We start from the raw sequence: 13,168 nt of genomic DNA, 5'->3' as shown, positions 1-13,168 counted from the left end.
AACTGTCGACGGCCGGACGATGGACGCCGGCGATTCCTTGGCGGAAGTCCTGTCTGCCGGCATCTTGGGCAAACCGGTCCGCGCATTGGCGACGGCCACTCGGAAGTTGAGTGCTGCAAAAGGTTTGGAAGTTCATACTGAATGAGTTCGGAGCGGGTGTTGTCGGTGTTCATTGCCCGTGCACGAGACCGGTGAGCATCCAGTGCGCCACCAGGGATCCGGCCGCCTCGATGAGCGCTGAGTGGGGTTGCGTCCATGCGACTCTGTGCGCTGGCACTGGAAGGGTGAAATGAGGCCGTGCGACGATGGGGCTTGAGCTCAGACGAGGACCAGGCCCTCGACCGGGGTGGTGGCTTCGAGCACCGGTTGCGCGCCGAGATCGAACAGATCGCGCGATCTGCGTGCCGAGCACGCCAATATTCAGGGCACCCCGGAGGTGATCACGAAGTCCGCGCGGGATGTGGTTCCCGGTGCCGAGGACGCCGGCATCACCCTGGTCACCCGCGGCAGGTCCTTCCAATCTCGGGCGACGACGTCGGAGCTGCCGAAGAACATCGACGACCTCCAGCACCGGCTGGGTGACGGGCTGTGTGTGCAGGCGATCTGGAACCACGAAACCGTCCTCGTCACGGACATGACCACCGAGCAGCGGTGGCCGAGGTTCGCCCCAGAGGCGGCCGGCATCGGGGTCCGGTCGATGCTGGCATTCCAGCTCTACACCACCGAGCACACGATGGGTGCGTTGAACCTGCATTCGAGCCGAGCGAACGCGTTCGACGACGACTCGGTCAGCATCGGCGGCACCTTGGCCACCCATGTGGCGATCGCGTTGATCGCCTCGCTGCGGGAGGAGCAGTTCCGCGATGCCCTGGCCTCCCGGGACCTGATTGGTCAGGCCAAGGGCATGCTGATGCAGCGGTATTCGATCGACGCCGACGAGGCCTTCGCGATCCTGACCCGACGGTCCCAGCACTCCAACATGCCGCTCAACGAGGTTGCCCTGAATATCGTCGAGCACGGACCCGACCCTGCGAAGTGAGCGACGGTGGGTCGGGGAAACACGTTATTCGCTGCCGTTTCTCCCTGGTCGTGGGTTCATCCGGGCCAGAGACGGATTGCCCGGGCGGTTTTCGGGGAAAGCGGTGAGTCAGGGCCGGTGCTCGACCGGTAGGGACATCGGTCCAGGTTCTGCGGGTTGACCAAACCAGCCCGCGGGACCGTTCCCTAGTCCGGTCGTCCGGCTCGCTGGTGGGCGGTGAGCAGGAGGTGGTCGAACCGGGTGCGCAGGCCGGTGTCGGGTTCGCACTCGCTGAATCCCCTGACGATCTGTTCGGCAATCGCGCGCAGTCGGGTGTTGGTCTCCTGTGAGCGCCAGGTCAGGATGTCGAAGGCGCGGTCGGCGGAAATGCCGTAGACCAGCATCAGCGCACCCTTCGCCTGCTCGATCACCGCCCGCGACTGCTCGAGTTCGACGACCACTTCGTCGACGGAGTCTTTGACGTCGGTGCGGTGGGAATTGGTGATGTCGATGTAGAACCCGCTCGTGCCGACCACCCGACCGGTGCCGTCGAACATTCGGTCACCGACGACCACGACCTGGCGAACGTTGCTGGCGGTGTCGATGATGCGGTGCTTGCTGCTGAACGGTTCGGCGTCGTTGATCATCCGGTCGAGGACCCGGGCGACGTGCGACTGGTCCTCGGGATGCTTGTGGGAGAGCAGCAGTTCGGTGACCGGCGTCACCTCGCCGGGTCGGTACCCGTGCATCTGGGCGACGGCGTCGACTTCATACCGGTGCGCCGCCGCCAACGTCTGCGTCACCGCCTGGCCGACCCGGGCGATCCCGTCCTCGTAGAGGCATTGGTCCACCCCGATCGACTCGCCCAATCGGGTGGCGCACCCGCAGTCGCCTCGACGATCTGCAACTGCGCCGAGTTCGAACCGATATCGAGTACTCCGAGCCGCACACCGGGCGAATACCCCGGACTTGCAGAGCGAACCATCGAGCGAGATCGTTTCCGTGACCTCCCAGGCCGCCATCCTCATGCTGTGGGTGTTCGGATCCGCAAGGGTGAGGAGTTCGACGCCGGGACGCGCTCCCTGGGTCGGGCGGCCGCGTGGCGGGTCCGTCGGGTGTGGCGGGCGCGTTCGCTTTCGGACATGCCGCCCCAGATGCCGTGACTTTCGGCAGTGAGGGCGTGGGCGCGGCATTCGGTGAGGACGGGGCAATCCTGACAGATGAGTTTGGCGGTGTGCTCGCGCTGGGCGCGGACGCGGCCGCGTTCACCGTCGGGGGAGAAGAACACCTCGGTGTCGGTTCCCCGGCAGGAGGCGCGGCGCTGCCAGTTGCGGTCGATGTGGTGGTGCGAATGATCAGGCATTGCGGGATGGGTCGCTTTCGGAGTCGAACAGTGACGCGATCCGCCGGCAAGAGCAGGGCACCTAAAGGTGCGGGTGGGGACCTGGGCCGGTCGCCGACGGTGTGACCGAAGAGATCGATGTCGGAGCGTGGTTTGGTATGGCCTCCTCGCGGGTTCGGATTGTCGGGTCGGGCACGGTGGTCGGGAAGTGTTGTGCAACAAGCATCTTCACTGTGTCGGGGTTTCACGCCTGATGTCCAGGGACGGGCTATTGGCAGACCACGGCCCGGATGGCAATCGGTGCTGGACCGGGTCCGCAGGCGAAAATAAACGGTGTCGGTGCGGTGATGCCATGGCTCGACATCGGGGATCAGGAGGCACCCGGTATCGGAGGCCCCGCACCCTTTACGTCTCGAAAGAGCGGGTGAAAGGGTGTGCTGCTGATGCTATCGGCACACCGGTGGACGGTTGAGGGGAATCGCTCGACAGTAACTGGCATCACATCGGCCGCCTCGAGCCGCCTGAGTATGAGCACCGGTGACCAGGCCGGTCCAGAACGCGCCGGGCGGGTGCGCTTGATGGCACATCCCGCGCACGGACACGGACTGGTGAACCGAGACGATCGAATGGGTACAAGTGTTGACATGAGATGGCCTTTTTCCGCAGGGGCCGGTACTCAGACGCAGCGACCCCAAGCGGGTGGCTGGAGTACCTGGCTGCGCAGAGCGCTGCAGCACCCGGGCTTGGTGTCCGCCGTGAAGTGCACGGTGGCGGTGCTGACCGCCTGGTTGCTCGCCGATCGGGTGTTGCAGAGTCCGGAGTCTTTCCTTGCGCCCTACGCCGCCTTGTTCATCATCGGCACCACGGTCCGCAGCTCGGTGTCCGCCGCCGTACGTCAGGTCACGGTCGTTATTCTCGGTGTGCTCGTTGCCGCGTTGGCGGCAGGCACCCTGCCTGAACTCGCCGCCATCGCAGGTGCGGTCGCGGTCGGGACGATCCTCGGCCGCAGCCGGTGGTTGGCGCCGGACGGGATGTGGGTAGCAATCACCGCGCTGTTGGTAGTGCTGTACGGATCGGCCACGAACGCGGCTCTGGTGTTTCATCGCGTCCTCGATGTCACCGTCGGTGTGCTCGTCGGCGTCGCGGTCAATGCTCTCGTGCTGCCTCCCGACCAGCTTTCCACGGCCCGCGACCTGATTCTGCAACGTGCGCATGAACTCTCGACCCTGCTCGCCGATCTTGCCCACGGCCTCCGGTCAGGCCGTCACGACAGTGATCGAGGACGGCAACGGGTGTGGGATCTGCACAAGTCGACCGGCGCCGGCGTTGCGCTGCGCGAGGGCCGGGAAAGCTTGCGCGGCAACCTTCGTAGCCCCGGCTGGACCAAGGTAGGCGGATCGCAGGTGTACCTCCCGATAGCAACGGTTCTCGACGACACCTTGCTGTACGTGTCAGTCCTGGAAGTCGCGGTCGAGGCGCTCACCGTCGCCGATGATCGGCAGGCAGGGCCCCCGGCGTCCACACCGGAGCAACTTCGGCACGAAGCAGCGGCGCTACTCGAGGCATTCTCGGCCGCATTCGACGAACTCACCTGGGACCCGGCCCACCATCGAGAGCCCTACCTGCACGTCGTGCAGACCGCTCTGCCTGAAGCCCGCTCGCGCCTCGAGTCGTTCGAGGAATCGGTCCGACGACACCAACCCCTACCCGGTGCGTGGCCGGCGATCGCCTTGGCCGCGGATGGTCTGTGGGCCGCGCTTGCCGTGCTGGACATTTCCGACGAGCACTGACGCGCAACTTGCAGCAACATCCGTCGCCAGACGTCGAACCGATAAAATTGGGGAGCGCTGCGCTACAAGGATTTGCGATCCTCATGGCGACGGGGATACCGCGCGACCCCGCTCGGCCGCATCGCAACGAGACAGGCGCGATACACGGGGATTGCCCACACTGAACTGCTGGCTGCTCTTCCGTCGAGCGGACCGGGCCGGAGCGGGCCGGACGGACCGCGAGCCGGGGTCTCTGGATCAGGAGGAGGCCACGTCCACCGGGGAGTCCGGCACGAACCCAGCACCCGCCGGTGCGTCGCTGCCGCCAGGCGACGCGGAGCCGGTGGCACCGCCCGACGAAGGCCGCACGACCAGCACGAAGGAGGGTCGCCCATGCTCAGATGCCGGAGCTCGACCGGGCTGTGTGGTGATGCCCTGAGCTAGGCACTCTCGGGTATGGGATCGAACGCAGGCAGCCCCACCAGCTCTTCGGCCGCAGCTCTCGGCGGTCGTCTATTGCAACTGGTCGGTGACCGGGATGCCGCCCGACTCTCGTGCGAGGTATCCCGGGTGTGCGCCGAACTGCACCCGACCGGGGGCCGGCCGGTATACGGCGATGTGCTCGCGTGGGTTGTCGACGCCACTGTCGGTGTGGTCGTCGCGCGACTGGGTGGCGCGGGTCCGGACGAGACGTTGATCCTCGACGTTCGCTTCGCGGAAGGACGGTACGTCGACGGCGAAGCTTTGCCCCCGTCGGAGCGTTGGGTGCTACGGACGGTGTCGGCGTTCCTCGCCGAGGATCTGGTAGAGGGAGAGCGGTCGTATACTGCCGCTGAACAATTCGACATCACAATGCGCGCGGAAATCTTGGCAGACGCCCTGATCTGGCTGGACTTCGTTCTCGATGTCGACCTTCCCGACCCACCAGACATGGCCACCGCACAGGAAGGGTGATGGCTCGGGCACCGCCCCGGTGTCTTCGGTGACGGCCTCACCGCTGTGAGGCTTTTGTGGTCGGCGGGCCGGCGATGAGCCGGAAGACCGGGCAAACGTCCCTCAGCTCGAGCGAGTTGGTCGGTGGTGTGCGGTGAGCAACAGGTGGTCGAACCGGGTGCGCAGGCCGGTGTCGGGTTCGAGCTCGCCGAATCTGGCGACGATTCGTTCGGCCAGGGTGCGGAGCCGGATATTTGTTTCCTGGGAGCGCCAGGTCAGGATGTCGAACGCGCGGTCGGCGGGGATACCGTAGACCAGCATCAGGGCCCCTTTTGCCTGCTCGATCACCGCCCGCGATTGCTCGAGGGCGGCGACGGTTTCGTCGACGGAGTCTTTGACGTCGTTGCGGTGGGAGTCGGTGATATCGATGTAGAAGCCGGTCGTGCCGATGACGGCGCCGCTGTCGTCGTGCATGCGGTCGCCGACGACCACGACCTGTCGGACCTTGCCGGTGGTGTCGATGATGCGGTGTTTGCTGCTGAACGGTTCGGCGTCGTTGATCATCCGGTCCAGGACCCGGGCGACGTGCAGGTGGTCCTCGGGGTGTTTGTGGGATAGCAGCAATTCGGTGGTCGGGGTGACCTCGCCGGGCCGGTAGCCGTGCATCAGTGCGACGGTGTCGGACCATTCCCACCGCTGCCCGTCCAGGTAGAAGCGGAAACTACCCACCCGCTGTGGCTCACCACCACCGAACACCTGCTCTGAATCCACGACTACTTTCTAGCGCACCGTCACACGGTGCGCAGGTGCTATCAGACTCGAAGCGTGAAAGATACGAATCGGATGCGGAAGGCGAGGGCGCCGAGTACGCCCGCGGCGGGGGCAACGTGGTCGACCTTCGCCGGAATCGGCTGCGGTGCCCGAGCGTAAAACAGGCGTCGGAGGGGTAATCGCTGGAACAGCCCAGTTCGCCCTGCCCGGCGGCTGGGCGCGACTCTGCGAGTCCCCGCGGCTCCGTGAGGCCGCACTGTGTCGCGGAGAGGACTTGTTTCCCGTCCGGCGGGCTCGAAGTTGAATCCGGCATGGAACGGTGGGTTGGACGCGGGATCGTCGGGTAAGCGGTCGTCATGAGCGCAATCACCGAGGCTACCGATGTGGCGGGGCAGGTGTGCGAGTTCGACGCCACCATCACCGAGCAGCATGCGGACGAACGGGTGGCCTGGAATTCCGACTCCGGTCCCAACCACGCCGGGGTCATCACCCTCCATCGATTCGACGACGAGAAAACGCCGGTGATGGCGTCGAGAGGTCGATCGATCCACCCCTGACTCGACAGGGTCTCGTGATGGTATTGCGCTGCAGTAGCTTCCGAGTAATCGTGACAGCCCGGGCGGCGAAGGGTGCCGAGCGTGCAGCGCTCGGCATTCACAGATCGGCGGAACGAATGGCGGAAACGGGGGTGAACAAGGTGAGCGCCCGGCCGCAGAGCACCACCGAGTTGCGGGTCGAGGCGGCCCGGGATCAGTTGCCGATCATTCGGGCGGTCGCGCGGACGTTGGCCCACCGGCGCGGCTTCCTGCTCACCGAGATCGCGGACATCACCCGCGCGGTCGACGAGGTGGGCGCCGCGCTGATCGACGCGGCGACGCTCGGTTCTCCGCTGCGCTGTTCGTTCGAGGTGTCGGGGTCTGCTTTTCTGCTGACCACTGCGGTCACGTCGCACCGAGGCCTTCCGCGGTACCCTGGTGCGAGGTGGCGGTCATTGGAGGCACTGACGGACCGCGTGCTGACCACCGACCTGCTGGGGGAGTCGTCGGGCGAGCGCGAAGTTGTGGTGGCGTTCATCAAACAGCGCCGCGGACGCCGCTGAGACAACTGTTGCCGGACGATACGACCCGCAACGTCTTCAGAGTCGAATCGGTGGGCACGACGGCCGGAATTCCCGGCGGATCATCACATCATCGCTGCCTTCACCGACAGCGAGCTTCCGCAGGTGGAGAAGAATGCCTGATCGGCTCCCGCCGCCTCGGCCATGAGGTCTTCGGCGTCGGCGAGATAGCGGCCGCTCGAGGTGCGGTCGTCCAGACCGAAGGCGGCGAGCACATCGGAACGGAACGGGTCGATCCCGAGCACCTCCGTGACGCGTCGATCGGCGCCGCGGCCCTGCCGGTGCCCGGGCGGGGTGAACCCGTACCGGTCACGGTGGTGGTAGTCGGCCAGTGCCTCCAACATCGGTGCGGGTGAGTGATCCATGCGGTCCGGTACCCAGTCGCTGTGCGCCCGCCGATTCACCGTTTCGTGGGCCGGGTACCCGACACGTGACTCGCCACTGATCGGAGAGGTGCATGAGCGAACACACCCCGCACGCAATCGACTACCCCGGCCGCACCGCGGACATGGCCGAAGAACCGCAGGACGAGATGCGCGCGTACCGGGGCAACGAATTGCTGAAAGGCAAACGGGCGCTGGTGACCGGGGGTGACTCGGGAATCGGCCGCGCCGTGGCGGTGGCGTTCGCGAAAGAGGGCGCCGACGTGGCCATCGCCTACCTCGAGGAGAGCGACGACGCGGCGCACACGGCCGAGCTGGTCGAAAAACAAGGGCGGCGCTGCCGCACCTTCGCCGGCGACCTGGCCTCGCCGGCGCACTGTCGCGACGTGGTGGCCCGCACGGTCTCGGAACTGGGCGGACTCGACATCGTCGTCAACAATGCCGCCTACCAGGAACCGGTCGACGACTTCCTCGAGTTGTCCGATGAGCAGTGGCGGCGCACGTTTTCGGTGAACATCGACAGCTACTTCCACGTGACGAAGGCGGCGGTACCGCATCTCGGCCGGGGTTCCGCCATCATCAACACCGGTTCGGTCAACGGATTGCGCGGGAACAAGTCGCTGATCGACTATTCCGCGACCAAGGGTGCTGTGACGGCGTTGACGTATTCGTTGGCTCAGACCTTGCTGGATCGCGGAATTCGCGTCAATTGTGTTGCTCCCGGACCGGTCTGGACACCACTGATCCCGGCGACCATGGACGAGGAGAAGGTCGCGGAATTCGGGAAGCGGGCCCCCTACGGGCGGGCCGCCCAGCCCGACGAGATCGCGCCGTCCTACGTGTTCTTCGCTTCCGGTCTGCTGTCCTCCTACTACTCGGGGGAAGTGCTCGCCCCACTGGGTGGCGAGACACTGCCGGGCTGACGGCGTGCCAGACCTTCGAAAAGTGTTCGAGTCGACAGGAAATCGGGATGTGGTGGACGTGAATGTACTCGAGCGAGGTGTGCGTCGGCTCGAGCATGCTGAAACCCTGGACCGCCCCGCGGGCGCGGTCGTGACCGCGATCAACAAATGGCTCCCGGCGGGCCGGCTCGAGGATGCGTTGTCCGGCACCGATCTCGGGCACCCTATGCACCCACTTCTGGTCACCGTCCCTATCGGCGCGTGGGTCAGCGCCGGATTCCTCGATGCCCTCGGGGGCACGAGCGCGCGGCAGGCCGCGACAAAACTCGTGGGGCTGGGCGCCCTTGCGGCAGTGCCGGCCACACTCACCGGCGCGTCGGACTGGGCCGACACGCTCGGCGCCGAGCGCCGGGTCGGTGCAGTCCACGCGGCTAAGAACATTTACGCAGCGTCTCCGGAAAAAGACCAGCTGAGGATGTTTTTGCTCTGAGGACTGCTGTCGGAGCACCTCGCCCAAGGATTTCGTGCAGGTGGGGGAGGAATATGCCGTGCTGAGGCGGCAGGCGGCAGGCGGCAGGCGGCACTCGGACGAGCGCCTTCGTGCTCAGCTACATCACGAACACCGTAGGTTTGACTCGCGGCCGCTGCCACCGGACCGATCTTCGCCCGGAACTGACATTGCGCGGCTGGGTTCGGCGTTGTCCCTACGGCTGTCGGTGTTCGGCTTGAACAGCGAGCACAGGAACGGGAGAGTCGAGAATCAGTCGTTGCGTGACGCTCCCGAGCAGCGCTTTGCCCACCCGTGACCGGTGCCTGATGCCCAGGACGAGCCTGCTCACCTCGTGCGTGGCGAGCTCGTCGAACACGGCCTGCACCGGATCGCGATCGTCGCGACCGATACGTTCGATCACCTCGATAGGCACATCGGTGGGTAGTTCGGCGACGTCGAGGTCATGCAACGCGAGGTTGATGACGACGAGGTTCGTATCGAACCGGCGTGCTTCGGAGATTGCCGCGTACAGAGCTGCTGTCCCCTCCGAGTTGTCCGCTACGGCGACAACAATTGCCATGCGTGGCGTCCTTTCCAAGTTCGGCGGTTTGCCGGTTCAACGGCGAGCAGAATATGCGGCGCTGTATTCTTCTTCGAATTCTTCGAGGGTTTTCCCACGGGTTTCCGGGACGTATCTGACGATGAAGATCCATGACAGGACCCCGAGACTGGCGAAAATGAAGAATGTCGGTGCAATTCCCAGCGACGCCACCACCGGCGGGAAACCGAACGCGACTCCGGCATTGGTCATCCACAATACGAAGACACACACTCCCATTGCCAGGCTGCGAATCTTCAGGGGAAAGATTTCCGCGAGCATGAGCCACGCCAGCGGCCCGAGAGTTCCTTGCATGGAGAACACGAAACAAACCACGAACACCAAAATGAGATACGGCTTGATCACGGATCCGTCGGGAAGGAGCAGAGCCGACAATCCGATGAGGATGTGGAAGGTCGTGATCAGCCCGTATCCGACGAGGAGCATGGTGCGCCGGTTGACGCGGTTGATGAGCATGATGCCCACTGTGATGCCGAGGACGCTGAACAGGCCGTTGAGTGTGTTGGCGACGATGGCTCCGTCGGCGGAGAATCCGGAGTCCTCGAGCAGCTGGGTGCCGTAGTACATGATCGAGTTGATGCCGGTGACCTGCTGGACAATTCCGAGACCGATGCCGATGAACACCAGGCGCCGGATCCACGGCACAGCGAGGTCGGTCCATCCCCCGGTCTGCGCCTTTTCTTCCTCTTCGGCGAGTTGGTGGACTTCGGCCATCTCGGCCTCCGCGCGCCTGGGTGAACGGACTTGATGCAGGACGGCGAGTGCGTCGTCGTCGCGGCCTTGGGAGCTGAGCCAACGCGGGCTTTCGGGCATGCGAAGCATTCCGATGAACAGTGCGAATGCGGGGAGCACCGCTATGAGGAGCATGAACCGCCACACCGCGGAGTGCTCCCCCCAGACGTTGAAGATGATTGCATTGATCACGAAGGCAGCGAACTGACCCGAGACGATCATGACCTCGTTGCGCGTGACGAGGGACCCTCGCTTTTCGAAGGGGGCGACTTCGGCGAGGTAGACCGGCACGGTGACCGACGCGCCGCCGACGGCGATGCCGAGGATGAATCGGAACGCGCCGAGGACCTCCCAGGTGGGGGAGAAGACGCATCCGAGCGTGCCGAACGCGAAGACCCCGGCCAACATCAAGATGTTGTGGCGGCGGCCGAACCTGTCCGAGAGTCGCCCACCGATCAATGCGCCGAACGCTGCACCGATCACCAAGGCACTCACGACGAACCCTTCGGTGAAGGGTGTTAGCCCGAGGTCTTCCTTCATCGGCTTGAGGGCACCGTTGACCACTCCGGTGTCGTATCCGAACAGCAGTCCGCCGAAGGTTGCGACCACGGCGATCATGCCGAGCCGCTTCGAGTGCGGTCCTGGTTCGTTGGGCGGAAGATGTGCGGCGACGCGGGACTGCGGCGATGCGGGGTGAGTCATGTCGGGGGCCTCTCAGGGAACAGGGCAGCGTGCGGAGAACGCGAGCGGCGAGTGCAGGTCGGCTGCTCGCCTGCCTCGCCGGTGCACCACCGTCTCCGGTCAGTTGACGACGGAGTGATTGCCGGCGACGGCGGGCGCAAGGATGATGTCGAAATTAGCTCTGGCCCAGTTTGATTTGCCGGTGTCGAGGCCGTCCGGAGTCGGCGTGCCTGCGGGTTGCTCCACGAAGTCTTTGATCAACGACTCCTTGACGCCGAATACGGTGTCGTGGCGGAGCAGTTCGTCGCCTCGGACGAAGATGTGGGTGACCAGGGTGCGCAGACCCGGGGCGGTGACCATGAAATGCAGGTGTGACGCGCGCATGGGAGAGCGTCCGGTCGTGGCCAACATGCGGCCGACGGGCCCGTCGTGCGGGATCGGATATGGGGTGGGGGTCAGCGCCCAGAACCAGTAACGGCCTTCCTCGTTGCTGAACAGATGCGCTCTCCCCGAGACCCGGGAATCGTCGTATTGGACGTCGTAGAAGCCGTCCTCGTCGGCCTCCCACACCTCGATGCGGGCATTCGGGACGGGATTGCCGTCGGTGTCGCGGACGGTGCCTTCGACCCAGCAAGGTTGACCGGCGGCGCCTCCGGCGACGTCACCGCCGTTGGCGATGAGCGGTGCGTCGTCGACGAAGAATGGCCCGAACACTGTTGCTTCGGTGGCATCACCGTGAGCGACGTTGTTGACGTTGATCGTTTGCATCGACGCCCCGAGTACGTCGGACAGCAGGATGAACTCCTGACGTCGGTCGTCGGTGATGTGTCCGACCTCGGTGAGGAACGAGATCGCGGTGTTCCACTCCTCTTCGGTCAGGCGGACGTCGCGAATGAACGCGTGCAGGTGCCGGACCAACGACTGCATCAGTTGCGTCAGTCTGGGGTCAGTGCAGTCGTCGAACGAGCGAAGCACGTTGCGCGTCAGGGATTCTTCGACGGCGATCTGGGCTTCGGTGAACTCGGTGGTGGTCGGAGGCTGTGCTGCGTCGGGGGCCATGTAGGTGTGTTCGGTCATGTCGGCTCTCGGTGGTCTGGTGCGGATACGTTTCTGCAGGCGACGAACGGTCGCGGTCTACGCGTCGAAGTCGGTGGGTACTTCGCCCGCCCATGCCGCGCGCAGGAGGGCGGCGACCGCTGCGTGTGTGATCGGGCGAGGATTGCCGTAGGAGCGGCTTGTCGCCTCCTCGGCGATGCGATCGATGTCGTCTTCTTTCATTCCCAGTTCGGCGAGAGTGCGCGGCGCTTTCAGATCGCCGGCGAGTTCCCACAGCCTGGTGGCGGGGTCTGCGGTACCGGGGAGTGCCCGAGAGAGTGCTGCGACGGCGTCGGCGGCGTGGGGCTGGTTGAACGCCAGAACGTACGGGAGCACGACGGAGTGGGTCGGGGCGTGCGGAAGGTTGAGGGTGCCGCCGAGCGCGTGGCACAGCTTGTGGTGCAGCGACATCGTCGTGGCGCCGAGTGTCGCGCCACACAGCCACGCCCCGTAGAGCGCGTCGCTTCGGGCTTGCGAATCCGAAGGCGCGGCAAAGATCTTCGGCAACGCGGAGGCCAGTGCCCGCACGCCGTCTTCGGCCATCAGAGCGATGATGGGACTGATGTCGGGCGCGTAGAGTGCTTCGACCGCGTGTGCCATGGCGTTGATGCCGCTGGTGACGGACATCTCGACCGGAAGGCCGATGGTGAGGTCGGGGTCGTAGACTACGCTGCGCGGCAACACTTTCGGGTCCCGTCCGGTCTCCTTGCGTCCGTTGGTCGTCATGCCCCAGACGGGAGTCATTTCGGAACCTGCGTAGGTGGTGGGAACTGCGACGATGGGCAGGCCGTGTTCGAGGGCGATGGCTTTGCCCAGTCCGATGGCCGAGCCTCCGCCGACGGTGACGCAGCCGTCGGCGCCGAGAGTCACCGCTTCGGCGCTCGTGCGTGCGGCGACCTCGGCAGGAACGTGCATCACGGCATCTGCTCTGGTGCCCACGCACCGGTTGCCGAGGATGGAGGCCACCAGCTCCGCAGTCTCTTCCTGGCCTGGTGAACAGAGAACAAGGACGCGATCGAGTCCGAGCTGATCGAGTTCGTCCGGTAGTGAGGTGAGTGCTCCGGCACCGAATCGCACCCGCATGGGGTTCGCGTCGTACAAGAAGTCATAGGTCATCTGGTTCTCCTGGCGCATGCCGACTGGTTTCGCTGAGGCTTCCCGCTACCTCGCCCGAATCGACTAGTATCGTGTCGTGGACAAGATGTTCACACAGTACCATCAACTTAGCCAAGAGAGTGACCCACGCAACTGCAGTGCAGTTCTGGGTGCCAACCGGTGTCGGCATGATTTTGGCGGTCGTGAACAGTGGCGCCGTG

13 protein-coding genes and 2 pseudogenes are annotated in these 13,168 nt (G+C 65.1%); 7 read left to right on the top strand and 8 right to left on the bottom strand.

What is annotated here, in order from left to right; all coding sequences use genetic code 11:
- Positions 1–349 precede the first annotated feature (349 nt).
- Positions 350–1,039, top strand: coding sequence for a GAF and ANTAR domain-containing protein (locus tag BLV94_RS18115; RefSeq protein ID WP_244163626.1), 690 nt, complete (start codon positions 350–352; stop codon positions 1,037–1,039).
- 185 nt (positions 1,040–1,224) lie between these two features.
- On the opposite strand, the gene BLV94_RS18110 is transcribed toward BLV94_RS18115, so the two are convergent.
- Both BLV94_RS18110 and BLV94_RS18105 read right to left on the bottom strand, forming a co-directional pair.
- Positions 1,225–1,842, bottom strand: a complete 618-nt coding sequence (locus tag BLV94_RS18110) for a PAS and ANTAR domain-containing protein (protein ID WP_072937616.1) — start codon at positions 1,840–1,842, stop codon at positions 1,225–1,227.
- 200 nt (positions 1,843–2,042) lie between these two features.
- Positions 2,043–2,381 (bottom strand): WhiB family transcriptional regulator, encoded by a 339-nt coding sequence (locus BLV94_RS18105; protein WP_072937596.1) that lies wholly within the window; start codon positions 2,379–2,381, stop codon positions 2,043–2,045.
- Between the two features lie 725 nt (positions 2,382–3,106).
- Here BLV94_RS18105 and BLV94_RS18100 point away from each other — a divergent pair.
- Positions 3,107–4,150, top strand: a complete 1,044-nt coding sequence (locus BLV94_RS18100; protein WP_244163625.1) for an FUSC family protein — start codon at positions 3,107–3,109, stop codon at positions 4,148–4,150.
- Positions 4,151–4,585: 435 nt separating this feature from the next.
- Positions 4,586–5,083, top strand: coding sequence for a hypothetical protein (locus BLV94_RS18090; protein WP_072937595.1), 498 nt, complete (start codon positions 4,586–4,588; stop codon positions 5,081–5,083).
- Between the two features lie 102 nt (positions 5,084–5,185).
- On the opposite strand, the gene BLV94_RS18085 is transcribed toward BLV94_RS18090, so the two are convergent.
- The gene (locus tag BLV94_RS18085; RefSeq protein WP_072937594.1) at positions 5,186–5,833 is read right to left on the bottom strand and encodes a PAS and ANTAR domain-containing protein; all 648 of its coding nucleotides are present in this window, start codon (positions 5,831–5,833) and stop codon (positions 5,186–5,188) included.
- Between the two features lie 380 nt (positions 5,834–6,213).
- Between BLV94_RS18085 and BLV94_RS18080 the strand changes: the two are divergent.
- A pseudogene (locus tag BLV94_RS18080) lies at positions 6,214–6,363 on the top strand (SRPBCC family protein); the annotation flags it as partial.
- 158 nt (positions 6,364–6,521) lie between these two features.
- Positions 6,522–6,932 carry an anti-sigma factor gene (locus tag BLV94_RS18075; protein ID WP_244163847.1) on the top strand — a complete coding sequence of 137 codons (411 nt, stop codon included), beginning with the start codon at positions 6,522–6,524 and terminating at the stop codon, positions 6,930–6,932.
- Between the two features lie 86 nt (positions 6,933–7,018).
- Here BLV94_RS18075 and BLV94_RS18070 read toward each other — a convergent pair.
- Positions 7,019–7,315, bottom strand: a pseudogene (locus BLV94_RS18070) (ornithine decarboxylase); the annotation flags it as partial.
- A 92-nt stretch (positions 7,316–7,407) separates the two neighbouring features.
- On the opposite strand from BLV94_RS18070, the gene BLV94_RS18065 reads away from it, so the two are divergent.
- Together BLV94_RS18065 and BLV94_RS18060 are read left to right on the top strand one after the other, a co-directional pair.
- Positions 7,408–8,256: an SDR family oxidoreductase gene (locus BLV94_RS18065; RefSeq protein ID WP_072937593.1), complete on the top strand. Its 849-nt coding sequence runs from the start codon at positions 7,408–7,410 to the stop codon at positions 8,254–8,256.
- A 22-nt stretch (positions 8,257–8,278) separates the two neighbouring features.
- A complete protein-coding gene (locus tag BLV94_RS18060) occupies positions 8,279–8,725 on the top strand; it encodes a DUF2231 domain-containing protein (RefSeq protein ID WP_174705447.1) in 447 nt (148 codons plus the stop codon).
- A 214-nt stretch (positions 8,726–8,939) separates the two neighbouring features.
- On the opposite strand, the gene BLV94_RS18055 is transcribed toward BLV94_RS18060, so the two are convergent.
- From BLV94_RS18055 to BLV94_RS18040, 4 genes are all read right to left on the bottom strand, one after another.
- Complete coding sequence (locus BLV94_RS18055; protein ID WP_072937592.1) at positions 8,940–9,305, bottom strand: universal stress protein; 366 nt, start codon at positions 9,303–9,305, stop codon at positions 8,940–8,942.
- Positions 9,306–9,341: 36 nt separating this feature from the next.
- Positions 9,342–10,778, bottom strand: coding sequence for a sugar porter family MFS transporter (locus BLV94_RS18050; protein WP_072937591.1), 1,437 nt, complete (start codon positions 10,776–10,778; stop codon positions 9,342–9,344).
- Positions 10,779–10,877: 99 nt separating this feature from the next.
- Positions 10,878–11,834 (bottom strand): dioxygenase family protein, encoded by a 957-nt coding sequence (locus BLV94_RS18045; protein WP_072937590.1) that lies wholly within the window; start codon positions 11,832–11,834, stop codon positions 10,878–10,880.
- 57 nt (positions 11,835–11,891) lie between these two features.
- Positions 11,892–12,968, bottom strand: a complete 1,077-nt coding sequence (locus BLV94_RS18040) for a maleylacetate reductase (RefSeq protein ID WP_072937613.1) — start codon at positions 12,966–12,968, stop codon at positions 11,892–11,894.
- Positions 12,969–13,168 lie beyond the last annotated feature (200 nt).

The organism is Rhodococcus koreensis, assembly GCF_900105905.1.
GTDB lineage: Bacteria > Actinomycetota > Actinomycetes > Mycobacteriales > Mycobacteriaceae > Rhodococcus_F > Rhodococcus_F koreensis.
The sequence above is the reverse complement of the archived record's forward strand: the minus strand, read 5'-3'. Positions and strand labels throughout refer to the sequence as shown.